Below are 23,878 nucleotides of genomic sequence, written 5' to 3'. Positions count from 1 at the left end.
GGAAAACCATGAAACTACGCACCTTTTTGGCTGCCACCACAACCGTCGCTGCTTTATCGATAGCCGGCTCGGCTGCAGCCGCTGACAAAATGACAATCGGCATCACGCAGAACAATGTCGGCGTGGACAGCTATCAGACCACCTATGAGAAGGCGTTCATCGAGGCGGCAGACGCCAATGCTGAAGTTGAAGCCGTAGTGCTTGACGCTGGTGGCGACGTCGCCCGCCAGATCGCACAAATGGAAGATCTGATTCAGCAGAAGGTTGATGCGATCATCATCTGGCCAACCAACGGCAAGGCAGTTATCCCGGCTGTGCGCAAGGCACAGCAGGCAGGTATTCCGGTAATCGTGACCAATTCCAACATTGCCGAAGAAGGCCACCAGTTCGTCAAGTCCTTTTCGGGTCCGGACAACATCACTCAGGGCTCCCGCTCTGCCGAAATCATGTGTGACAAGTTTAAGGAAATGGGCATCGACAAGGAGGCAAAGGTTCTCCAGATTTCCGGACAGCCGGGCTACACCACCGCAATCGAGCGCGCCAAGGGCTTTGAAGACCGGCTTCCTGAAGTGTGCCCGGATGTGACCCTCGTTGAGACCCAGCCTGGCGATTGGAACCGTGAAAAGTCCCAGAAGGTCATGGAAGCCTTTCTGGTCAAATATGATGACATCGACGGCGTCTATTCCGGCGATGACAATATGGGCGTCGGCGCATTGAACGCAGCGAAAGCAGCTGGACGCGAAAGCATCATCTTTGTCGGTGCCACCAATTTTGCTGTGGGCTATGAAGCCATGGAACGCGGCGAATACTGGGGCTCGATCTACCAGTCACCAGTCGATGACGCCAAGGCGGCGCTGAAAACAGCGATCGATGTGTTGAACGGCACGGAAGTTCCGTTTCTCAACTACTTCGATACGCCGAAGATCACTCAGGACAACATGACGGACTACACCAAGCCGGTTTTCTGAGAACCTTCCGAAAGGCACAGGGCTTGGCGGCCCTGTGCCAACCTACATGCATATTCGGGGGGCAAGCATGCCTGGTGTTTCCAATGGACGCCTGAGCGGTCGGTCATGTCTTGTGACAGGTGCCGCGCAGGGGATAGGCCGCGCAATCGGCGAAGCGTTGCTGGATGAAGGCGGTGATGTCTGTTTCGCCGACATCAATGGCGAGATGGCCGAAGACGTCAGTAAGGCCAATCACGAACGCGCCGCCCGGTGCGGCGGAAAAGTCACCTGGGCTGAAGTGGATGTGACCAGGCGCGATCAGGTGCGCGCAATGATAACCAAGACAGTGGATGAATTCGGCAAGCTCGATGTCAAGTTCAACAATGCCGGCATCAACAAGCCGATGAATTTCCTTGATGTGACCGACGACAATTGGCGCACGATCATGGATGTTAATGGCTTGGGTGTTCTCATCGGCATGCAGGAAGCCGCCAGACAGATGATTGCCCAGGGCGGCGGCGGCAAGATCATCAACACCGCTTCGATCGCCAGTCGCCAAGGGTTCGACAATGTTGCACCTTACTGTGCATCCAAGTGGGCGGTTGTGTCGCTGACGCAATCGGGGGCTCGCGACCTTGCAAAGCACAATATTACTGTGACCGGGTTTGGCCCCGGCGTGGTTGCAACGGAGATGTGGCGGCAACTGGACAAGGATCTGATGGAAATCGGCGCTTCGGAGCGGGAAGGTCAGGCGATTGAGGAGTTTTCGGCCGACATCCTGCGCGGCCGTGTTGCGACGCCGGAAGACATTACCGGCACCACAACATTTCTGGCGTCGAAGGAAAGCGATTACATGACGGGCCAGATCGTCATGATTGACGGAGGCATGACGTTGGTCTGAGAAACGGATCAGACGTTGGGAGGAGACAATATGGCGGACGAACGGCTGAACACAATCGGCAAGCTATTGGCGCGCCAGGGTATTCTGGTCGCATTCGTGATTTTCATGATCGGCTTTGCATTGCTCAATGACCGCTTTCTCACGGTCGACAACGTGCTCGGCGTAGTCAGATCTTCGGCAATTCTGGGCGTTATGGCACTTGGCGTGACCTTTGTCGTGATCAGCGGAAACCTTGATCTGTCGGTCGGTTCAATGATGTCGTTTTCGACGATCGTTGTGCTCGATCTGCATGACAAGATCGGCCCGGAACTGGCCATCCCCGCGATGTTCGCCATGACCATGGCGCTTGGTGGCGTCATAGGTCTGCTCGTCGGGTATTTCAAACTCAATTCACTGATTGTGACGCTTGGCATGTTGTCGGCAATCCATGGTCTGACGCTGACCTATAGCGGCGGCAAGAACATGGATATCGCCGACAAGGAGGGCACCTGGTTTTCCGTCATCGGTCAGGGGTCGTTTCTGGGCGTACCGGTTCCGATCATCATACTGGTGGTTTTGGCGTGTCTGCTCTCCGTATTGCTTGCCAAGACACCGTTCGGCCGCAAGGTCTATGCGGTTGGCGGCAATGGGGTGGCGGCGACTTTTTCCGGCATCCGCCGGCCGCGTGTCGTGTTGATGACCTATTTGATTTCGTCGTTTTGCGTGGCGACAGCCGGGCTGCTTCAGGCCAGCCGGTCGATGGGCAGCCAGAATACCGTCGGGCAGGGGCTGGAGCTGGAAGTTCTTGCCGCGATCATCCTGGGCGGCGCGTCTCTTCTGGGCGGCTCGGGAACCGTGTTCAAGACCCTGATCGGAGTGATGATCCTGGGATTCATTCAAAATGGTCTGCTGCTCGTCGGGCTCGAGTTCTATGTCCAGTACGTCATCACCTGGCTCATCATAATTCTTGCCGTATGGCTGGACATCGCTGCAAAGCGTGGCCGGCTGTTGTCACCGATCGCTTGAGGGGGCGGATATGAACAATTCAAACCGTACCAAGCTGATCAAGCGTGGCGCCATCTGGGGCTTTATCGTTCTTGAACTCATCTTCTTCTCGGTGGCAGGCCAATTCCTGTCGCTGTCCGAGACCCAGTTCATGGATCTCGACAACATGCTGCTGCTGCTCAAGCAATCCGCACCCATCGGCATTATCGCCCTGGGCATGACGGTGATCATGATCAACGGAAATATCGATCTGTCGGTCGGTGCGATCTTCGCTCTCAGCGCCATCGTCATGCTGGATTCGCAGACCTGGCCAGTATTTGCTGGCCTGGGTGAATTGGGCGTCATTCCCGTCGCATGGGGCATGGCGTTGCTCACCGGGATGGCGCTTGGAGCGATCAACGGCCTGATCGTCTGGAAAACCGGTGTCGATGCCTTCATCGTGACCCTTGGGGCCATGCTTGGCTATCGGGGGCTGGTGTTCATGTACAATGGCGAACAGCCGACGTTCCTGCTCAACTGGACTCTCGTCGACATGACCGAATCCAGCTTTTTCGGCCTGGAGTTTCCGGCAATTGTCTTTATCGCCCTGACCTTCCTGGTCTGGTTCCTGATGGCCAAGACCGTCCATGGCCGCAATGCCTACGCAGTCGGTGACAATCGGGATGCTGCCGTCAATGCCGGCATAAGGGTCGGGCCGCACATGCTGTGGAATTTCATTCTGATCGGCTTTCTGACCGCGCTTTCCAGTGTCGTCTTTTATTCGGCCAGCGGTTCGGTCAACCCCAATGATGGAGAACTCTACGAGCTCTGGGCCATCACCGCAGTGGTGCTTGGCGGCACCAAACTCACCGGCGGCAGCGGTTCCGTTATCAACACTTTCGGTGGCGTGATCGCCATCCAGTTGCTGCGCAAGGGCCTTGGCCACATCGGCGCTGACACCGAGACCGTAAACCTGGTCATCGGCCTGATCCTAATTGCGGTGCTGTTTCTCGACCGTCAGCTGAATATCAAGGGCAAAGGGGAGCTCAGGACATGAACACGCAAACGCCATCCCTCCGTCTTGAGGGCATCGTCAAGACATTTCCGGGCGTACGCGCGCTGGATGGTGTCAGTTTCGAAGTGCTGCCGGGGGAAGTTCATGCTCTCCTGGGCGAGAATGGCGCAGGTAAATCGACCCTGATGAAGGTTCTTGCCGGCATGCATCAGCCCGATGAAGGGCGGATCTTCATCGAAGGCCAGCAGGCCACCATGCGAACCCCGCTTGAGGCAAAAGCCAAGGGGATTGTGCTCATCCATCAGGAACTCAGCCTGGCTGAAGAAATGTCGGTGGCCGAGAATATCTACCTTGGTGAACTGCCGCGCAAACGCTTCGGCCTGGTCGACAAGAAGACGCTTTTTGCCAAGGCCGGTGCCATTCTTGAACGTTTGAACTGCGGGTTTGGCCCCGAGGTTACAGTTGGTGACCTGTCGATTGCCAACAAGCAGATGGTGGAGATTGCCCGCGCCTTGACGGTGGACGCCAAGGCCGTTGTTTTTGATGAGCCGACAGCGTCGCTGACCGACGCGGAAAAGATCGTCCTGTTCGACATCATCCGCGACCTGAAAGCCCGCGGTGTCGGGATTGTCTATATTTCCCACCGCATGGAAGAGATCTTTACAATCTCGGACCGGATCAGCGTCCTGCGCGACGGCACCTATCGTGGCACGCTTGTCACGGCCGACACGAACGAGGACGAGGTCACCCAGTTGATGATCGGCCGTAGCCTCGATCTTACGAAAAATCATCAACATACGGATTTCGGAGATATCGCGCTCGAGGTCAAAGGCCTCTCCTGCGATTCACTGTTTCAGAACGTCAGCTTCAAGGTTCATTCGGGTGAAGTTGTCGGGTTCTATGGTCTGGTCGGCGCCGGACGGACGGAAATCGCCGAAACCCTGTTCGGGCTGCGCTCGCCAACCGGCGGCGCAATTTTTCTCGAAGGCAAGGAAGTGAGGATCTCCTCGCCGGTGGCGGCCATCGAAAACGGCATTTCGCTGGTTCCGGAAAATCGCAAGGAGCAGGGTCTGGTGCTGGGGATGAATTGCCGGGATAACATGACCTTGCCACAGGTCAGCGATTTGACCGCCGGTCCCTTCGTATCAGACGGTGCGGAGATCGCCATTTTCGATCTCTACCGGGACAAGCTGGAAATCAAGACACCAAGCTGGCGTCAAATGGTGGGCAACTTGTCCGGCGGCAATCAGCAGAAAATCGTCATCGGCAAGTGGCTGTCGATGCACCCGAAGGTGCTGATCGTCGATGAGCCGACACGCGGCATTGATGTTGGGTCCAAGTCCGAAATTCACAACCTGATCCGGGAACTGGCCAAACAAGGCTATGCGGTGATTGTCATCTCTTCGGAAATGCCGGAAGTGCTGCATGTATCCGACCGGATCATCGCCATGCATCACGGCAGAATCATGCGTGAGTTCACCTCCGAAGAAGTCACCGAAGACAATCTCATACAGGCGATTTCGGGTATCGTTCCAAACGGTGAAAAGGCAGCCTGAGATGAAACTGGGCTTCGCAGGTTTGGGTCGGATGGGGCGCCGCATGGCGGCAAACTGTGTTCGCACCGGACATGATGTCACCGTGTGGAATCGCAGCGCAGGTCCGGTCCAGGCTTTTGTGAAGGCGCATGATGCAAAAGCCGCCTCGGGCCTCGCAGACCTCGCTTCCAGATCCGAAGCCGTTGTCACCATGCTCGCCAATGACGAGGCCGCCAGCGCGGTCTATCTCGGACCAACGGGGTTGATACAAAGCCCCGGCGCCCGGCTGTTGGTCGAAATGGGGACAATGAGTCCGGGTCTCGTCCGCGAGCTTGCAAGCGCCGCCACCAATGCAGGCAAGGTCTTTGTTGACGCTCCGGTTTCCGGCGCCACCCAGGCAGCCGAAGACGCGCAGTTGCTGATCATGGCTGGATGTCATGAAAACGCCTATCCGGCACTTGCCGATGTGTTTGACGCTATCGGCCGCAAGACAATCTGGCTTGGATCAACTGGCGCAGGCGCGGTGATGAAGCTGGCGGTGAACATGCTTATTCACGGATTGAACCAGACGGTTTCCGAGGCTCTGACATTGGCTGGCAAGGCCGGCGTCACCGAAAGGGACGCCTTCGAAGTCATTGAAAATTCGGCCGCTGCAGCCCCGATGCTTGGTTACAGGCGCGCCCACTATCTCAAAGAGGCTGAACAGGACGTCTCGTTCACTGTCGACCTCGCTCAGAAAGATGTGACGCTTGCTCTGGCGCTCGGCGATGAGCTCGGCGTTGTCATGCCGCAGACTAAAACCACGCTGGAGGTGCTGAAGGCGGCGCAGACCGATGGCTATGGCCAGCGGGACATGGCCTCCATACTTGCATTCATGAGAGGACAGGCACGATGAAAGCGGCTCTATTTGTCGGCGGCTGGGAGGGCCACGCACCAACCAGTTTTGGCGACTGGTGCGAAACCCTTCTGAAACAGCAAGGTTTCGAGGTCGTAACCCACACTACGCTGGCGCCGCTTGCCGATCCCGAGGGCATGGCCGATGTCGATCTTATCGTCCCGATCTGGTCAAGCGCCCGGTCGTCGCATCAGGACGAGTTCGGCAATATCACCCCGGATGAGGAACTTGGCCTGCTAAAAAACTGATTGCCGGTGGTTGCGGCATTGCCGGTTGGCACGGGCATATGGGCGATGCCTTCCGCGATCACCCGAGCTATCATTTCCTGATCGGCGGACAATTCGTCGCCCATCCTCCGGGCTGGCCGGACAACCCGGTGCCGTCGGATGATTTCGTCGACTATGACGTCACCATTACCAGGCCTGATGATCCGATCGTCAAGGACATCAAGAGTTTCAGATTGCATTCAGAGCAATATTACATGCTGGTCGATCCATCCAACGAGGTTCTGGCTACCACAACCTTTTCCGGTGATCACCTGTGGTGGATCGAGGGGACAGTCATACCTGTCGTCTGGAAGCGCCGTTGGGACAAGGGCCGGGTGTTCTACTGCTCGATCGGGCACACGCTTGATGATCTGAAAGTGCCACAGGTGACGGAAATCATCCGCCGCGGTATGGTCTGGGCAGCAAGACGGGCCATCTGATCCTTTGCCACTGCGCGGTTATGGAGAAACAGGTTCGGTCCGATTTTCGCTTCAGAAATCAGGAAGCTGCGACTGTCTTTGGCGGGCCGTCGACCACGAGGGAGAGGCTCTCGAGAGCTTCGTGACGAAGACCTGCGACAACAAGGCTGCGTTGAAAGTCCTCAAGAAATCTCTGAAGCGGCCCGGCCGCGCCGAGGAACTGGTGACGGTTCGCTTCCCTCCCATGGCGCTGCACTCAAGGAATTCGGCGTCAGCGACCGGCAGGAAACCGGCCGCTGGCTGAACAATTGTGCTGAGAAATAGCCGCTGTTCACACAGCAGTTTCCAACCATTTCAATTCGGAGCGCCGGCCAGCCGTGTTCCGACAATAATTCCTACCCTTTTGTGGAGTATCCGCGAATAATATTGGCGACATTCGTTCCAAGTTCGCTCATCGAATATCCCCCCTCCATAACGAACTGCGTAGGGCAGTTCAGCGTCCGGATTTTACTGCCGATATCGGTGAAATCCGGGCTTTGCAGCATGAACCCACCCACTGGGTCGTCGGCAAAGGTATCAACCCCGAGCGACACAACGAGGACATCGGGATTATAGGCTTCAATGCGTTGAAGGGCGGTCTGAAGGGCTTGCTCCCATACAGAATAGTCGGTGCCGCGCGGCATTGGCAGGTTGAGATTATAGCCCTTGCCATCCCCTTCTCCGACTTCGGTCGCGTAGCCCAGAAGAAACGGATATTCATCTTCGGGCCGGCAATGAAGCGACGCAAAGAACACATCCGAGCGCTGATAGAAAATTGTCTGGGTGCCGTTGCCGTGGTGATAATCGATATCAAGGATGGCCACGCGCTTGCTGCCGGCGTTGAGATGAGACTGCGCCGCAATCGCGGCATTGTTCATGTAGCAATACCCTCCCGCCAGATCCTGCGAAGCATGGTGCCCTGGCGGGCGGCAAAGCGCGAACACGGCCTGCTCGCCGTTCTGAATCAACTCGGCTCCTGTCAGCGCGACATCCTTGGCCGAATTTATTGCGGTCCAGGTGCCTTTCACGAACGGAACACAGACGTCAAAAGTATAGCAACTCAGCATCGAATGGACAGAGGCGTTGGGCGACTGGCCCATTGAGCGCATCCCGAAGGTATAGGCCGTGGCAAACCCGCCGAGCCCGAATTCCTTTTCCCAAAGAGGGTAGCAGCGTTGCAGAAAACTGACGAAGGCCGGGTCGTGAATTTGGTGCGCGACCTCCAATCCATGAGCTTGGGGCGACACCACATCCTTGAACCCGGCCTTGGCGAGCGCTTCCATGATGATGTCCATGCGCTCGGGGCTTTCGGACATAGGGATCATCTGATCGTACCGCATCTCCTTTGCGCCCGCATGTTCGCGATGGTCGTCTGAATAAACCAGTTTCATGCTCTACCCTTTTGTCAGATTGTTCTGATAGTTGCGTTGCCAGGCCTGGCAGAAACGATCTGCGGTAATGGCGATGATGGCCATGCCGATTCCGGCGACGAACCCTTGCCCGAAATTGCCGGAGCTGAGACCGATATAGACCTCCTGGCCAAGCCCGGTCGTGCCAACAAGTGCTGCAATTACCAGCATCGCGATGCCAGCCATGATCGATTGATTGAGCCCGAGCATGATGTTTGGAAGCGCCAGCGGCAGCTTGACCAAAAAGAGCAATTGGCTCGGTGTTGCCCCCAGGCTCGTCGCCGCCTCCACCGCATCGGTCGAAACCTGCCTTATGCCGTGCTCGGTGTACCGGAATGCGGGAACGAGCGCGTAGAAGACAATGGCAAACAGGGCTGTAAACTCGCCAATTCTGAACAGCATCACGATCGGAATCAGCAGAACAAAAGGCGGCATCGTCTGGAGCGTGTCGTTGACCGGGCGCATCATCCTGGAAAACCAATCGTTCTGTGCTGCGACAATCCCGAGCACAGCACCCAAAGCAAACGCGGCAAGAACAGACAGCGAGCAGAGATAGAGCGTGAGCATCGCCTTATCCCAGGACCCGGAAACCAGAAGAAAGCCCGTCGCCAGAGCGGTACCGGTAGCCAAGGGAAAACCACCGAGGCAAAAACCGAAATAGGTCAGGATCGCCAACATCGCGGGCCAGGGCATGTCAGTAAGGCCGACATAGAAAACCAGCGCCAGGACAACGATCCAGACGGCCAAAGCAAACCGTCCTCCACGGTATGCGGCGAAGGCCGCGGCACCGATGAGGGCACAATAGCCGGCCACGTGCCAGTACTTCAGTTCGAACCCCCAGGTAAAGGGGCTGATGGCGGTGTCAAAACCCAGCTTGAGCGGCAGCATCACCACGAAAAGACTGGTGTTCTTGACGCTGTCGAGCGCCGGTTTGAAACTGACAACGAACCAATTGATCGCCGCATCAAGCGGGACTGCCAGATCCAGGTGCCAGCCGTCCGGCCAGTGAGCCAAAATCGGAAACACAGTTTGCAGCGCCAGCAGGACAAGCGCAATTGCGACGACAGTCAGGGAAAATCCGTAGCGCTGCACCCTGCTCTTTACAATGGTGGTCGCCCCTTCGCGTTCGGCAAAGCCGAATGTAATCCGGTCAAGAATCATTGCCATCAATGCGATGACAACGCCTGCTACGAGACTGTCTCCGAACTGCGCCTTGCGCATGGTCGACAGGACCTCCCAACCGATGTCCGCGGTGCCGCCGATAATCGAGGCGACAATCACCATGCTGAGTGAGGCCATCGTGGTCTGGTTGACACCGATCAGTATTTGCCGAAGCGCAGACGGAAATCGAACTTGTCGAAACGACTGAAACGATGTTGCGCCCGACATCAGTCCTGCATCGATGATATCGGAGGGAACCCGTTCCAGCCCCAGGATGGTATTGCGCACCATTGGGGGGAACGCAAAAAGGATAGAGGCCACGAGCCCGACAACCGGGCCAAACCCGAATAAGAGCAGAATTGGCAAGAGATAGGCAAAGGCCGGAATTGTCTGTGCAATATCGAGCATGGGATAAATGGCGCGTTGAGCACGCGGAGACACAAAGCCCCAGACGCCCAGGCCGAATCCGATCAGAACTGCCAGCGGTACCGATATGAACACCAGCGCAAAGGAGTTCATGGCTTCGAACCAGAGGTCCACAGTCTGCACATAGACAAGGCTCAGGGCAGTAAATGCCGCCAATCCCGCACCGCGCGCGCCAAAGGCGATGGCTGCCATGACAAAGGTAAACACACTCCACGGCAGGACGTGAAGCAGCGCGCGAATCCATTCCATCGGGGCAGACAGAAGCGCAGTAATGGCCTTGAACAGCGGCTCGAAATTGGCAACCACCCAGTCCATCACGGCGTTCAGGGCGCCATCTATCGGCAACATAAGACGGTCGGGATAGTGAGCAACCCAATCGATGCGATCCTGCACGAGGATGCAGCCAAAGGCGAACAAGATGACAAGTAGCCAGCCGAGGTTGCGTTGCGCGCCAAGCGGGCGTGCCTCGGATAGCTTGGTTCTTTTCAGTCTATTCAGCGTCATTGTATCGCTTACGTTCAGCCGAAGCGAGCGCCCGGATAAGGGAGGCGGGGGTGACTATACCCAGTTGAACTCCCGATGGGGCTTCGACGATGATCCCGTCCGGTTCGCCAGACAAGATGCTCACCAGGTTTTCTGCCGTGGTCCGGCTTGATACCCGCTGCATTCCAGAGGTGTCGCCAGTCATTTCCACCGTGCATTCCCCGGCACGCAGCACGCGGATCCGCGGCACTTCGCTGGCGAACTGGGCGACATAGTCATCCACCGGGTTCAGGATCAATTCTTCCGGGGTGCCAATCTGCACGATCTTACCCGCCCGCATGATCGCCATGCGATCAGCGATCCGTAACGCTTCAAGGAAATCATGCGTAATGAAGACGATCGATTTTTGCAGAACCCGCTGGATGCGCAGGAATTCATCCTGCATCTGACGCCGGATCAGAGGGTCGAGTGCCGAAAACGGCTCATCCAGCAGCCATAGGTCAGGTTCGACAGCGAGCGACCGCGCAATGCCGACCCGTTGTTGTTGGCCTCCGGAAAGCTGACCCGGAAAGCTTTGCTCACGCCCCGTAAGCCCAACAAGCTCGATGACGCGCTGCGCCTTTTCCTGTTGCTCCACCAGCGACAGCTTCTGAAGCCGCAGGGGGAAGGCTACGTTTTCCAGGACAGTGAGATGCGGCAGAAGTCCAAAATTCTGGAATACCATTCCCATCTTGTGGCGCCGGACCTCGATTAATTCTTTCGGGCCCATGCTAAGAAGATCCTCATCGTCAAGCAGAACCTGCCCGTGAGAGGCTTCGATCAGCCGCGACAGGCAGCGGACGACGGTGGACTTGCCAGATCCGGAGAGGCCCATGATGACGAATATCTCGCCGACATGGACGTCGAAGCTGACATCAATTACGGCAGGCAAATGGTCTTCGTCACGCATCCGTGCCGCGAGGGCATCGACAGCGATCTCGTCCCCTGGCTTGTCGAAGTAAGAATCGGGGTTCGGGCCGAAAACCTTCCACAGGTTCCGGCAGGACACCTTTACTTCGGCCGCAGTGCGATCCGCTTCATTCGCAAGCACAATGTCTCTCCGAGTTTACAAGATTCAAGACCCGGCAGGTTTGCCGGGTCTCAGTTGGGTTTTTACTTGATCCAGGCAGACCATTTGGCCTCGTTGTTGTCGATCCATTCCTGAACGACCTCGTCCAAGGCGCGTCCACCCTGGTCGACCTCGAAGATCATCGCATTTTGCTCTTCGTTCGTCAGGGTAAATTTCTCGACAAAGGCTGCTGCGCCCGGCCATGTGACGGGCATCTGGCTCGACACGATCTTGTTGACTGAAGCCTGTGCGAACCCGCAAGCGGTCTCACGCTCCTGGGATTCTTCGACGCATTCACCTTCTATGGGGTTCCACACCACCGACTCCAGCTCGTATTCAGCGAATACCCAGTGGGGTTGCCACATCATCATCAGGATCGGTTCCTCTGAAGCAATGGCGCTCTTGAGTTCCGCCATCATTGCACCTTCGGAGCCGCCGGGCACGGCGGTGAACGGCAAGTCGATTGCCTCGATGACCGAGGCTGATCGAGTGCCCCAGTCGGCTGGGTAAGCGACCAGGCGTCCGTTCGGGAAGGTTTCTGCGGTGGCAAAAGCCTCGGCACAGTCGTAGAGCGCCTTATAGTCAGGCAGGCCAGGGCATTTCTCGGCCATGTAAGGAGGGTATATCCACCCATCCTGTGGTTCGAGGCCCAAATCACCCAGGTTGACAAGCTTTCCCGATGCAAGACCATCTGTGTAGATATCCGTCACCGAATTGTCCCAAACTTCCGGATTGAGATCCAGTGCGTTCTGAGCCATCGCGGTGAATTGTGGCAGACCACCGGCCGTGACAAGTTCGACCTGGTAGCCCATCTTCTTCAAAAGCTCAGCAGCAATATTCGCGGAAAGATGCTGACCAGTCCATTCATTGATGGCAATCTTGATAGGCGTTTCCGACTCGACTTCTGCCACTGCAATCGAGGCAAAACCTCCCACCGACAAAAGGGTAAGAGCGAAGACTCCATTTTTTATGTAGCGCTTCATGAGGCACTCCTGGTTGGTGTTTCTGTCTTTGCATTCATTATGAGGGCCGCGTGCAAAGCTTCGCGGTTTGAAGAATAGTCACAGCTGATGTCTGGCGATCTTTGCCGTGTTTCCCACTGCGGATCAGCAAGAAGCGGTGCTTCCGGAGCTGGGGCCAAATTGAGTCCGCGGATCAGGTCAGCCGAGCGTTCCGCCAGCATCATGGTCGGCGCGTTAAGGTCGCCCGCCGTCGCCTGCGGCATGACCGAGCTGTCGACCAGGCGCAGACCGCTGACACCGCGAACCTTCATTGTCTCGGAATCGACGACTGCGCTTTCGTCACTTCCCATGCGACAGGTTCCGCAAGGATGGTAGGCGCTCTCGACTTTTTCGATGATGAATTGATCGAGGCTCTCGTCGCTTAGGCAATCTTCGCCCGGCGCCAGCTCCCGTCCCCGGAACGGATCCATCGCGGACTGGGCGAAGATTTCACGCGTCAACCGGATGCAGGCACGCATCTCCAACCAGTCGTCCGGGTGCGTCATGTAGTTGAACTGCACCTTCGGCAAATCTTGCGATAAGGCAGAGCGCAACTTGACCGTCCCGCGGCTTTTCGAGCGTTTTGTCCCCACATGAACCTGAAAGCCGTGCCCATCTGCCATAGTCGTGCCGTCATAGGAAACCGCAAGCGGCAGAAAATGATACTGAATATCCGGGTAAACGATGCCTGCCCGGCTGCGGATATGACCACCCGTTTCAAAATGGTTCGTCGCCCCCAGCCCGGACTTTGTCAGCAACCAGCGAGCACCGATCATCGCCTTCCCGAAGGCATTCATCTGCGAATAAAGCGAGACGTTCTGCGTGCATTCCTGTTGCAGGTAGATCTCGAGGTGGTCCATCAGGTTGGCACCGACTTCAGGGCGGTCCGCCACGACATCGATGCCAAGCGCTTTCAACTCGTCGGCTGGCCCGATGCCGGACCGTTTGAGGATGGTTGGCGACATGATCGAGCCGGCGCAGAGAACGACATCACGACCGGACCGGGCGAACATCGCTTTTCCGTTGCACGAAAAAAGCACACCAGTTGCTTGCTTGCCTTCAAAGACGATCCGATCAACGAGTGCGTGGGAAATCACGCGCACATTGCCCCGCTTGACGGCAGGGCGCAGATAGCCAACCGCAGTGCTTGACCGCTCTCCATGGCCGACGTTCATCTCCATCGGGCCGAAGCCCTCATGCTGGCCGTCATTCATGTTTGGGCTTCGGGCGTAACCTGCTTGCTGTCCCGCTTCCACAAACGCGTGATAAAGCGGATTTTCTTCCGTCCCGCGGGTCACGGAAATTGGCCCGTCCGTGCCACGAGTTGCGCCGCCATCCCGCACGTTTTCAAGCCTCTGGAAGTAGGGCAACACATTGGCCCAGTTCCAGCCGTCGGCACCGAGAGCGGACCACAGTTCGTAGTCCATGGGGTTGCCGCGCACGTAGCACATTCCATTGATGGACGATGACCCACCAAGTCCCTTTCCGCGCGGCAGGTTCATGACCCGGCCGTTCAGGCCGGGCTCCGGCTCGGTCTTCATCCCCCAGTTGAACCGTTTTGTGTTCATTGGGATGGAGAAAGCCGATGGCATCTTGACGAAAATGGAATTGTCATTGCCTCCGGCTTCCAGAACCAGAATGCGAAGATTCCGATCTTCTCCGAGGCGGTTGGCAATGATGCAACCTGCGGAACCGGCACCGACAACCACATAGTCGTAGGTGCCAAGATCCTGGGTGTTTTTGGGGATATCTGACATGTTGTAAAACGCCGCCTTATCAGTCGATGATCACGTAGAATTTCAACATTGGCTCGGTCTGCTTCCAGTAGCCCCGGAAGCCTTTCGGAACGAGAAATGCGTCACCCTTCGCATAGGTCTCCGAGAAGCCGTCACTCTCCATTGTCACCGAGCCTTCGAGCACATACATGAACTCGTCACACGGATAGTTCTCGTAAAACTCGGTGTAAGGTGACGAGCGCCAGATTCCCGAACGGAAACTTGGGGTTTCCCTCTCGAAGTAAACGTGATCCCGGCCCATCGGCTTGCCGTCAATCAGTTTGGCGGTTTCCAACGCAACGTCTTCAGCAGATGTCCAACCCTCTGGTCCGTTCGCAGCAAATCTTATTGGCAATGACATCCGTCGATCCTCTCGTAGATTGAACACGCTTAGAAGCGTGATACCCGCTTTCTGGAAGTTGTCCTTGAGCCTAAGAGAAGCTGGTTGCTTCGCAAAGCGACAAATAGTACGATGAGGTAACCTGAAGTTACCATAGATTGTGACCAGATGTTCTCATTGACCTCCCTACGTGCGTTTGATCTCGTTGCCCGGTTTGGGACGTTCACCGAAGCCGCCCGAGAGTTAAACGTGTCGCGACCGGCCGTCAGCAAGCAGATCAAGAACCTGGAACAACACCTGTGTTGCCAGCTTGTTGTGCGTTCACGTCCAAAGGTTGTGTTGACGGATGAAGGCCGGCAATTGGCTGCTGGCCTGAAACAGGGCTTCGACCTTATCAACACGACAGCTCGACGCGTCACCGAGAGGCGCGCACGGTCAAATGCAGTTCACGTTCTGGTAGATCGCGATTTTGCAACGTCATGGCTCGCTGAACGGGTCGGCGGCTTCCTGATCCAGAACCCTGGTATCCTGGTTGAAGTCAGCGCCGAACGTAACGGCTTGCTGCGCATGGATGAGGATTTCAGTTTCCGTATTTTTTACGGTCCCGGAGGAGCATTCGCGTCAGAGGTTCTCGAAGAAGAGGAACTCTGCGAATGGATCGACCTTCCCTTGTGCACCCAGGAGTACTCGGCAGAGCATGTGTCCGACGGCACTCTGGCGCCCACAACGCATTTTCTTATTGATAGCAACTACAACCCTTGGGAAACGTGGTTTCGAAGAGCAAAAACGCCCGATCCTGGCCAGGGAACAAAACGAACCAGTTACAACGAGACATCACTCTGCCTTTCAGCAGCTCTGGCGGGCTCAGGCGTAACGATTGGGGATAGCTTCATGTGCCTTGGCGCGATAGCCGAGGGTCGGCTTGTCGCCCCGTTCAAGCTGGGTCTGCGAAGTCTGGAGCGATACTGGATTTGTCGGCTGAAGAAGAGGGAGCTTACAGATGCCGAGCGCTTGTTCCAGGCGTGGCTGGCACAGGAAGTTTTAGCCTATCAGCGTCGCGTCAATCAGGTGTTCACCGATCTGAATATCAAAGTTCTGGATGCAGACTGAGAAGCCCTTGGCGTAACGGGACGACTCAGGCGGCGAGCCTTGCTCGGGCTTTGGTTTTGTGCCCCTCGATGAAAATACCTTCAGGAACGCGACCGAAAGACGGATGAAGCCGAAGCACGTGAAAACCGAGATGTTCGTTTAACTCAATATGATTGCATCCAGCTCCCTTAGCTTTGGGCTTGGAAAAAACCTGAAATCAGGGCTCACCGGTTCACTGACCGGCTGGCGCTTAGGCCATTATTTCTGCAGAGTGTGTGCTAGATCGATTTTCTGGCGAGAGGCCGCCATTTGTACTCGAAGCTGTCCAAAGCTCTGATTTGGGGAAGTCACATTTGATCGTCCAGATTCAAACCCCAAAAGAACGCTCACGGCCCGTCAGTTCCAGGGGGGCAAGTGACAGCTTGGCGCGTGCCATTTCCGCGATAAACACGGCTGACTTTTTCCCGGCAATTCTGGATTACATGCGGTCAGTCGTGCCTTTCAATGGGGCCTTCATCACCCATCTGCATCAGAACCGCCCGCCCGACCACGTCTATGACAATGTCCGGGCCGAGCGTCACCGCGACGTCGTGGATCAATATCTGGACACCGCTTACCTTCTTGATCCCGTCTACGATGCTTTCCTGTCGGGCCGCAGCAATTGCGCCATGCGATTGCGCGATGTTGCCCCTGATCAGTTCATGCGCTCGACCTATTACCGTCGCTATTATCAAAACATCGCCCTGAGAGACGAAATGGCCATTCTGGTCCCTCAGGGAAATGGTGCGATTTTCTACTCACTTGGCCGCCTCAGGGATGAACCACGGTTCAGTGCTCGGTCGGTGCGAGCATTTCAGGACGAAGTCGGTATCATCGCCGCACTCACCCGCAAGCATTTCGAGCGGGGGCATGTCGGACCAATCCAGTCCGGAGCAGATTCTCCTTCTCCGGACAGGACACTGACTGCAGCACTGGATGCTTTTGGCGAAAACATTCTGACCGCCCGTGAACGCGAGGTTGCGACGCTCATTCTCAAGGGCCACTCCTCCGCGTCTGTTTCAACAATGGCGGGTATCGCGGTCGGCACAGTCAAAATTCATCGGAAGAACATCTACCGGAAGCTATCGATTTCCTCGCAATCGGAGCTTCTGTCGAACTTTCTGCGATCGGTCCTGAGCTGAACGGCATACCCCTTTCGGGGTATTTACCCGCACGGTCACGGCTCATAGCCTTCGAAGCTGGACATTAAGCGAGATCGTCGGGAGCCAGATCATCGAATGACCGGACCAGAAATCGTCAGAGACCGGAAAGCTGCAGTGTCGGTGCGGGCGCTGTCAAAGACCTTCGGAGACGGAGGGTATGCGGTCACCGCGCTGGACGCTGTCGAACTCGACATCCTCGAAAATGAATTCTTCACCCTTCTCGGCCCCTCCGGATGTGGGAAAACCACGCTTCTGCGTTTGATCGCAGGATTTGAGCTGCCGACAAACGGGGTCATCGCCCTGGAGGGCGCGGACATCACCGCGCTGCCTCCGCACCGGCGCCCGATCAACACGGTGTTCCAGAACTACGCCCTGTTTCCGCACATGACAGTGGCGGAAAACATCGGATTCGGGCTCAGAATGCTCGGCAAGCCGGCCACCGAGATCAAGCAGACCACCGAGCGCATGCTGACATTGGTTCAACTTGAGCCATTGGCCGGACGCCGCACCGATCAGCTTTCAGGCGGCCAGCAGCAGCGTGTGGCCCTTGCCCGGGCACTGGCGCCAGCGCCGAAGGTTTTGCTGCTTGACGAACCACTGGCAGCTCTTGATCTCAAGCTCAGAAAGAGCATGCAGCTTGAACTCAAGAGTCTGCAGGCCGAGACCGGCATCACATTCGTGTTCGTGACCCATGATCAGGAAGAAGCCCTGACCATGTCTGACCGAATTGCCGTGATGAAATCAGGCAAAATACTGCAGATCGGATCTCCGAGAGACATCTATGACCGGCCGACGCATCGCTTCGTTGCTGATTTTATAGGTGACATCAACATTCTCGAGGGAACAGTCGAGCGCCTGGACAACGAAGTCGCGACGGTTCGGCTGAAGGACGGCACAGCGGTGCTGGCGCATCTCGGATCGGCCGCAGCAAAGTCGGGAGCAGTCAGCATTGCAATCAGACCCGAGAATGTTCGATTGGCGAAAGCCGGCGAGACGCCGACGCTTACGGGCATTCTGGAAAACGTTGTCTATTTCGGTGCGGCGACAAACCTTCACCTCCGGCTTGCGACCGGCGAGGAAATCGTCATCCGCAATCCCGGCGCGGTTGACGAGGGCAAATACCAGCCCGGAGCTTCTATCGGCGCCGTCATGCAACCCGACCTGATACGGGTGCTGGAATGAGCGAGCGGGAAGATACATCGACACTTGCTGCTGCGGTCGACCACAATCGACGCACTGAACGTCTGACCCGAACCTGGCTGCTCGCGCCGGCTCTGGTCATCATTCTGGCGATCAGCATCCTGCCGCTCGGGATCACTGTCCTCTATTCATTCCTGACCCCCGGCACCTATGGCGGTGTCACATGGGAATTCAGCACCGACAGCTATGTGCAGTTTCTTTTCCAGCGCGACATCTTTGATGACACGCTGGTTTTCAATTCCGCCTATCTCTCGATTTTTCTCAGGTCGATCGGGCTTGCACTGGGCGCCACAATTGGTGCGCTGATCCTTGGTTTCCCGACGGCCTATTTTATCGCCACCAAGCCGCGTGAACAGCGCAATATCTGGCTGTTTCTGATCACCCTGCCATTCTGGACCAATCTGCTGATCCGCACCTATGCCATGCTGCTGATCATTCGCGATGAGGGCATCATCAACATTGTCCTGATGAAGGTCGGCATCATCGGATCACCGCTGTCCATCCTGTACACCGATACCGCCGTGTTCATCGGGCTGATCTACTCCTTCCTGCCCTTCATGGTGCTGCCGATTTACGCGAGCCTCGAGAAGCTTGATTTCAGCCTGGTTGAAGCCGGCTACGACCTATACGCAAGCCGCCTGAAAGTGTTGTTTCACGTCATCGTTCCGCTTGCCAAACCCGGGATTGTTGCGGGATGCATTCTGGTTTTCATCCCCGGTCTGGGCGCCTACATCACCCCGGAGCTTCTGGGGGGCGGCAAGAAGCTGATGATCGGCAACATGATTGCCATGCAGTTCGGAGCATCGCGTAACTGGCCGTTCGGGTCCGCCGCCGCGCTGATTTTGATGGCGCTGGTGGTTGTCGTGCTTCTGGTCAATGCGCTTGCTACGGGCAGGGAGGCGCGGAGCAATGGCTGATCCAATGACCGCAGCTTCAGCATTGAAACCCGCGCGGCGTCGCGGCAGCATGGTCAGGGACCTCAAGGCCATGCTTGGGTTTAACGCCACCGCCTGGATATGCATTGTCACGCTTTACCTTCCGATCCTTGTGCTGATCGCGTTTTCATTCAATGCAAACCGTTCCGTCGTCCTGTGGACGGAATTTTCTTTAGACTGGTACGTCAAGGCGATGGACAATGACGGGATCCGCAACGCGGCCTGGGTGTCGGTCAAGATTGCGCTGTTTGCCACAGTCATTTCAACGGTGGCCGCAACCATGGCGGCGCTGGCGACGACGCGGACAAAGAGGTTCGCGGGGCAAGGGATGGTTTACGGGATCATCAATCAGCCTCTGATGATCCCCGAGATCGTAACCGCGATCGCAACGCTTTCGCTGTTCGCGCTTGTCAAGAGAATGACCGGCCTGACCGGTATCGGCTATCTGATGCTGGCCCACGCGGCCTTCTGCATTCCATTCGCCTACATGCCGATCCGCGCGCGGCTCGAAAACATGACGCTAACACTCGAGCAGGCCGCAGCGGATCTCTACGCGCCGCCGCTGAAAGTCTTCACTCTGGTCACCTTGCCGCTGCTTGGCCCGGGAATTGTCTCCGGGGCGATGCTCGCCTTCGTCGTTTCGCTGGATGATGTGATCATCACGCTCATGGTTGCGGGCCCGGGCGAGACCACGCTTCCCATCTACATCCTCGGCGCCATCCGGCGCGGGATTACGCCCGAGATCAACGCCGTCTCGACCATTCTGGTTGCGGTCTCGGTATTGCTGGTCGTGCTGCTTTTCTTCGTGCAGCGGCGAATGCAGCGGTAAAGACGGAATAAAGGAGAGGAACTATGAAACCTGTATTGAGGCTTCTGGCCACCGCGTCAGTCATGGCGTTGGCATCATCGGCAGCCATGGCCGCCGGTGAACTGAACATCTACAACTGGGGCAATTACACATCCCCCGACATGATCAAGAAGTTCGAAGAGGCGTATGACATCAAGGTCAATCTTGACGGATACGATTCGAACGAAGCCATGCTTGCCAAAGTCAAAGCCGGCGATACCGGCTATGACATTGTCGTGCCGGGCGACTACATGATCAAGGTCATGATCGGTGAGGGACTGCTTGAAGAGGTCAAGCCGAACTCCATGGAGAATTTCAAGAACATCGATCCCAAATGGGTGGATGTGTGGTGGGATCCGGGTCGCGATTACTCGATTCCATATCAGTGGGGCACGACGTCATTCACTGTCGACACCGCGATTTATGACGGCGACATCGATACGCTGGCATTGTTGTTTGATCCACCTGAAGCGCTCAAGGGCCGGATCAACATGCTCAATGACATGAACGATGTGATCAATGCCGGCCTGCGCTATCTCGGCTATGGGCGTTGCAATGGCAATCAGGATCAGTTGCGCGAAGTGCTCGCCCTGCTGGCCAAGGCCAAGCCGCATTGGCGGACGATGGACTACGCGGTCATCGAGAAACTCACCTCCAAAGACGTTGACATCAGCCAGAGCTGGAATGGTGCGGCAATGCGTGCGCGTGTGCAGCGGCCAACGCTGAAATATGCCTATCCGAAAGAAGGCTTTACCGGCTGGATGGACAATGTCGCTGTCCTCAAGGGCGCTCCAAATCTCGACAATGCCAAACTCTTCGTGAACTTCATGATGGATCCGGAGAACGCCGGATTGACCTCGAATTTCGCGCGTTATGCCAATGGCATCATGGGCAGTGACAAGTTCATGGAGCCAGAGATGCTTTCCGCACCCGAGATCGTGATGCCGGCAAGTGCGCCGGCTCCGGATTTCGTGACGCCATGTCCGCAGGAAGTCGTCGACCTGTACAACAAGATCTGGACCCAGCTGAAGCAGTAGGTTCGAGCCCCGGCGCGCTGGTCTTGACCAGCGCGCCGGCCTCCCATCAGAGAAAGATTTTCCATGTCCAACACCGGCAAGGTTGAAGCGGCTGTGCCTAAAACCGCCCGGCAACTGGGAATCATGCAAGGGTTTCCTCCGCCGCCGGAAAAACGGCCGACGCTCGAGAACTGGGACCTTCCGCCGTTCAACCGCTGGACCTTCCAGAATGTGCGCAGCCTGATTCCGACAGTGGATGTGTTTCGCGGTTTCGGGCCGGCAAGCACGCTCGATGAAGCGCCGCAAGATCTGGCCGGCGTCCAGTTCGACCGTGAGAACGGCACCAGCGTGACGATCGACCGTTTCCTGAACGAGAGTTATGGCGATGCATTCCTGGTGATGCACAAGAACCGCATCGTCTTCGAACGCTATCTCAACGGCATGGCGCCTGAAACGCTGCATCTGTCACAGTCGGTGGCGAAATCCGTGGTTGGCCTGCTTGCCGGCATCCTCGCATCGGAGGGCGTGGTCGATATCCATGCGCCGCTGGCCGGCATCGTTCCTGAACTTGCGCAATGCGGCTATGCCTACGCCACCCTTGATCAGGTGCTGGATATGCGCTCGGGCGTCCGGTTCACCGAAGATTACAATATGCCCGGCAGTGACATGACCCGGATCGACATCGCATCAGGATGGCGCCCCAAGATTGGCGGCGCACCACGACCAACAATCCGCGAGGTCATTCTCAGTTTGCCGAAGATCCGGCCGCATGGTGGCGTGTTCGAGTACCGCTCGATAGAAACGGACGTGGTGGCATGGGCATTGGAGCGCGCTGCCGGCAAGTCTCTTGCTGATCTCGTGAGTCAGTATCTCTGGCAGCCCATTGGCGCGGACCGGGATGCATATTTTACCGTCGACGAGGCCGGGACGGCGCTTGCTGACGGCGGCTTCAATGCGACCCTGCGCGATTATGCCCGCTTGGGATTGCTGATGCTCAACGGTGGCAAGGCCGGTGGCAGGCAGGTTGTGCCGGCGGCCTGGATTGATGGCATACGGACCGGTAACCGTGATGTTTTCGGACCACCCTATTCTGATGTCCTGCCGAATGGTGCTTATCGTCGATTCTGGTGGATCCGGGATGCGGACAAAGGTCAGATCTGTGCGCGCGGAGTGTTCGGTCAGCTGATCTATGCCGACCCGGAGAGCGAGTTCCTGGCAGTCAAGCTATCTACCTGGCCTGACTACATCATTCCCTCGCTCACGCGTGACACGTTTCGCGCCATCGATGTCATCCGCAATGCCTTAAATGAAATGTGACGAGTTCAATTCCCATCAGCTGGCAATCCGGCAAGAGCGGGCGGAAAGTGGTTACGGCAGATCTGATCATCACCAAGGGCAGGGTCATTAAAATGGACCTGCGAGCATTATCAGCACAAAATTCTTGAGCGGGGCAGGGCGGCCGTCTGTGGACGTCCAGCAATCCACGGACTGATCAGGTTACCGAAGGCAAACCGCCCGACTGGAAACGCAAACAAGTCGCTTGAGGCCCAGGAAGCAGTTCATAACAGGGATGAATGTCAACGCACCGCAACAGGCATCTGGACCTGGTGGAAATTGGTCGACGATTTATGCTAGCTTGACATCATGATCCGGGAACCAAAACCGTGCCAAGCTGATTGGGCCAACCCGTAATGGCAATGCATCACAATCTCTACCTCGTCGCGCTTTCCGTGATTGTCGCCATTCAGGCCAGTTATGTCGGTCTGTACCTCGCGCTCCGCATCTCAAGCGCATTCGCGCTTAATCGCCGCCTCCTGATCGCGGCGTCGGCGATCACTCTCGCCGTCGGCATTTGGGGCATGCATTTCATCGGCATGCTGTCCATGGGCATGGCCACAGAGGTCGACTACCTGGTCTTGCCGACACTGCTGTCATTCCTGCTTTGCGTGCTGGTAACGGGGATCGCCATTTTCCTTGCGAGCCTGCGTTCTCCGCACTTGCTGGCGATTGCGGCGGGTGTGATGGGACTGGGCATCACCATCATGCATTATGTTGGCATGATCGCGCTGAACTCCAGCGCCCGGATGACTTATGATCCGGCCTATGTCGTTGTCAGCTTCGTCATCGCCGTAACGGCCTCGGGTCTGGCGCTTTGGCTGGCATTTTCGGCTGATCGGCGCCCGCCGCTTTTTCTCTGCGCCACGTTCTTGGGATGCGCAGTATCCGGAATGCACTACACAGCGATGGAAGGCACGACTTTCGATTTTTCGCTTGCCGCCCAGAGTGCGTCCACCTCGTTCATTTCCAGTGACACGCTGGCCGTGATCGTCAGTGTTGTTGCATTCGCGATTTCCGGGATCTTCATGCTGACGCTGGTGCCGAAGCGACCGGAGGGAAACAGGAACTCCGCTGGCTTGAAGGCGGGAGACGACAACGCTGACGATTTCAATGACATCGGGTTTGATGACACAGTTGCAGCAAGACCGGTAGATGCAACAACCAATGCATTGATGGATGGCGTATCGGCCAATCTGCTGCCGATCGAGAAAAATGGAAACCGGTTTCACATTGCGGCCAGCGAAGTCATATCGGTGCACGCCAATGCCCATTACACCTATGTCTTCAACGGGCGTGATGATCTTTTCTGCACGCTCTCGATCACTGAAATTTTCGAGCGCCTGCCGAAACCGACATTCTACCGGACCCATCGGAGCTATATCGTCAATCTTGCGCATGTGGGTCAGGTCAAGAAATCCGGCGATGCCGCGGTTGCCGAACTCGATTCACCTGTGCGCCGTACAGTGCCGATCAGCCGGGCCCGCGTGGCCGATCTCCGCCAGGAATTGGCCACTCACCAAGCCCGCAAGCACTCGGGCATCGCCTGATATTTATGTCAACGTTGTTGA

Annotated in this window: 21 protein-coding genes and 1 pseudogene; 16 read left to right on the top strand and 6 right to left on the bottom strand. The window is 56.8% G+C overall.

Features of this window, described 5'->3' with window-relative positions:
- Positions 1–8 precede the first annotated feature (8 nt).
- From IMCC20628_RS15565 to IMCC20628_RS25805, 8 genes and pseudogenes are all read left to right on the top strand, one after another.
- Positions 9–968 (top strand): sugar ABC transporter substrate-binding protein, encoded by a 960-nt coding sequence (locus tag IMCC20628_RS15565; protein ID WP_047030982.1) that lies wholly within the window; start codon positions 9–11, stop codon positions 966–968.
- A 67-nt stretch (positions 969–1,035) separates the two neighbouring features.
- Positions 1,036–1,848, top strand: a complete 813-nt coding sequence (locus IMCC20628_RS15560; RefSeq protein WP_047030981.1) for an SDR family oxidoreductase — start codon at positions 1,036–1,038, stop codon at positions 1,846–1,848.
- Between the two features lie 30 nt (positions 1,849–1,878).
- Positions 1,879–2,853, top strand: a complete 975-nt coding sequence (locus IMCC20628_RS15555) for an ABC transporter permease (protein WP_047030980.1) — start codon at positions 1,879–1,881, stop codon at positions 2,851–2,853.
- Between the two features lie 10 nt (positions 2,854–2,863).
- On the top strand, positions 2,864–3,868 hold the full coding sequence (locus IMCC20628_RS15550; protein WP_047030979.1) for an ABC transporter permease: 1,005 nt from the start codon (positions 2,864–2,866) through the stop codon (positions 3,866–3,868).
- Positions 3,865–5,382, top strand: a complete 1,518-nt coding sequence (locus IMCC20628_RS15545; RefSeq protein ID WP_047030978.1) for a sugar ABC transporter ATP-binding protein — start codon at positions 3,865–3,867, stop codon at positions 5,380–5,382. The genes IMCC20628_RS15550 and IMCC20628_RS15545 overlap by 4 nt, the downstream gene beginning before the upstream one ends.
- Before the next feature lies 1 nt (position 5,383).
- Complete coding sequence (locus tag IMCC20628_RS15540; protein WP_047030977.1) at positions 5,384–6,256, top strand: NAD(P)-dependent oxidoreductase; 873 nt, start codon at positions 5,384–5,386, stop codon at positions 6,254–6,256.
- Positions 6,253–6,962: pseudogene (locus IMCC20628_RS25685) on the top strand (ThuA domain-containing protein). The gene IMCC20628_RS15540 and the pseudogene IMCC20628_RS25685 overlap by 4 nt, the downstream one beginning before the upstream one ends.
- Before the next feature lie 4 nt (positions 6,963–6,966).
- Positions 6,967–7,245 carry a DDE-type integrase/transposase/recombinase gene (locus tag IMCC20628_RS25805; RefSeq protein ID WP_280949419.1) on the top strand — a complete coding sequence of 93 codons (279 nt, stop codon included), beginning with the start codon at positions 6,967–6,969 and terminating at the stop codon, positions 7,243–7,245.
- Positions 7,246–7,336: 91 nt separating this feature from the next.
- Here the strand turns inward: IMCC20628_RS25805 and IMCC20628_RS15530 are convergent, their stop codons facing one another.
- From IMCC20628_RS15530 to IMCC20628_RS15505, 6 genes are all read right to left on the bottom strand, one after another.
- Entirely contained in the window at positions 7,337–8,371 is a 1,035-nt protein-coding gene (locus IMCC20628_RS15530) for a histone deacetylase family protein (protein WP_047030976.1), read from the bottom strand.
- 3 nt (positions 8,372–8,374) lie between these two features.
- On the bottom strand, positions 8,375–10,480 hold the full coding sequence (locus tag IMCC20628_RS15525; protein WP_082128163.1) for an ABC transporter permease subunit: 2,106 nt from the start codon (positions 10,478–10,480) through the stop codon (positions 8,375–8,377).
- Positions 10,467–11,549: an ATP-binding cassette domain-containing protein gene (locus IMCC20628_RS15520; protein ID WP_047030975.1), complete on the bottom strand. Its 1,083-nt coding sequence runs from the start codon at positions 11,547–11,549 to the stop codon at positions 10,467–10,469. Before IMCC20628_RS15520 ends, IMCC20628_RS15525 begins: the two co-directional genes overlap by 14 nt.
- A 62-nt stretch (positions 11,550–11,611) precedes the next feature.
- Entirely contained in the window at positions 11,612–12,550 is a 939-nt protein-coding gene (locus IMCC20628_RS15515; protein ID WP_047030974.1) for an ABC transporter substrate-binding protein, read from the bottom strand.
- Positions 12,547–14,277, bottom strand: a complete 1,731-nt coding sequence (locus IMCC20628_RS15510; protein ID WP_343123242.1) for a choline dehydrogenase — start codon at positions 14,275–14,277, stop codon at positions 12,547–12,549. The genes IMCC20628_RS15515 and IMCC20628_RS15510 overlap by 4 nt, the downstream gene beginning before the upstream one ends.
- Positions 14,278–14,344: 67 nt before the next feature.
- Complete coding sequence (locus IMCC20628_RS15505; protein WP_197078311.1) at positions 14,345–14,638, bottom strand: cupin domain-containing protein; 294 nt, start codon at positions 14,636–14,638, stop codon at positions 14,345–14,347.
- Between the two features lie 213 nt (positions 14,639–14,851).
- On the opposite strand from IMCC20628_RS15505, the gene IMCC20628_RS15500 reads away from it, so the two are divergent.
- The 8 genes from IMCC20628_RS15500 (at position 14,852) to IMCC20628_RS15465 (ending at position 23,857) form a co-directional block, all read left to right on the top strand.
- Positions 14,852–15,793, top strand: coding sequence for a LysR family transcriptional regulator (locus IMCC20628_RS15500; protein WP_052766453.1), 942 nt, complete (start codon positions 14,852–14,854; stop codon positions 15,791–15,793).
- A gap of 461 nt (positions 15,794–16,254) precedes the next feature.
- Positions 16,255–16,953, top strand: coding sequence for a helix-turn-helix transcriptional regulator (locus tag IMCC20628_RS15495; RefSeq protein WP_156174534.1), 699 nt, complete (start codon positions 16,255–16,257; stop codon positions 16,951–16,953).
- Between the two features lie 96 nt (positions 16,954–17,049).
- Complete coding sequence (locus tag IMCC20628_RS15490) at positions 17,050–18,156, top strand: ABC transporter ATP-binding protein (RefSeq protein ID WP_047030970.1); 1,107 nt, start codon at positions 17,050–17,052, stop codon at positions 18,154–18,156.
- Positions 18,153–19,091, top strand: a complete 939-nt coding sequence (locus tag IMCC20628_RS15485; protein WP_047030969.1) for an ABC transporter permease — start codon at positions 18,153–18,155, stop codon at positions 19,089–19,091. Before IMCC20628_RS15490 ends, IMCC20628_RS15485 begins: the two co-directional genes overlap by 4 nt.
- 49 nt (positions 19,092–19,140) lie before the next feature.
- Entirely contained in the window at positions 19,141–19,938 is a 798-nt protein-coding gene (locus IMCC20628_RS15480) for an ABC transporter permease (RefSeq protein ID WP_082128344.1), read from the top strand.
- A gap of 23 nt (positions 19,939–19,961) precedes the next feature.
- Positions 19,962–20,993 carry an extracellular solute-binding protein gene (locus tag IMCC20628_RS15475; RefSeq protein WP_047030968.1) on the top strand — a complete coding sequence of 344 codons (1,032 nt, stop codon included), beginning with the start codon at positions 19,962–19,964 and terminating at the stop codon, positions 20,991–20,993.
- Between the two features lie 63 nt (positions 20,994–21,056).
- On the top strand, positions 21,057–22,289 hold the full coding sequence (locus IMCC20628_RS15470; protein ID WP_245307792.1) for a serine hydrolase: 1,233 nt from the start codon (positions 21,057–21,059) through the stop codon (positions 22,287–22,289).
- Positions 22,290–22,663: 374 nt separating this feature from the next.
- Positions 22,664–23,857 (top strand): MHYT domain-containing protein, encoded by a 1,194-nt coding sequence (locus IMCC20628_RS15465; protein ID WP_047030967.1) that lies wholly within the window; start codon positions 22,664–22,666, stop codon positions 23,855–23,857.
- The last annotated feature ends 21 nt before the right edge of the window (positions 23,858–23,878 follow it).

The organism is Hoeflea sp. IMCC20628, assembly GCF_001011155.1.
Lineage (GTDB): Bacteria > Pseudomonadota > Alphaproteobacteria > Rhizobiales > Rhizobiaceae > Hoeflea.
Note: the sequence above shows the minus strand (reverse complement) of the source record. Positions and strands in the feature narration are given on the sequence as shown.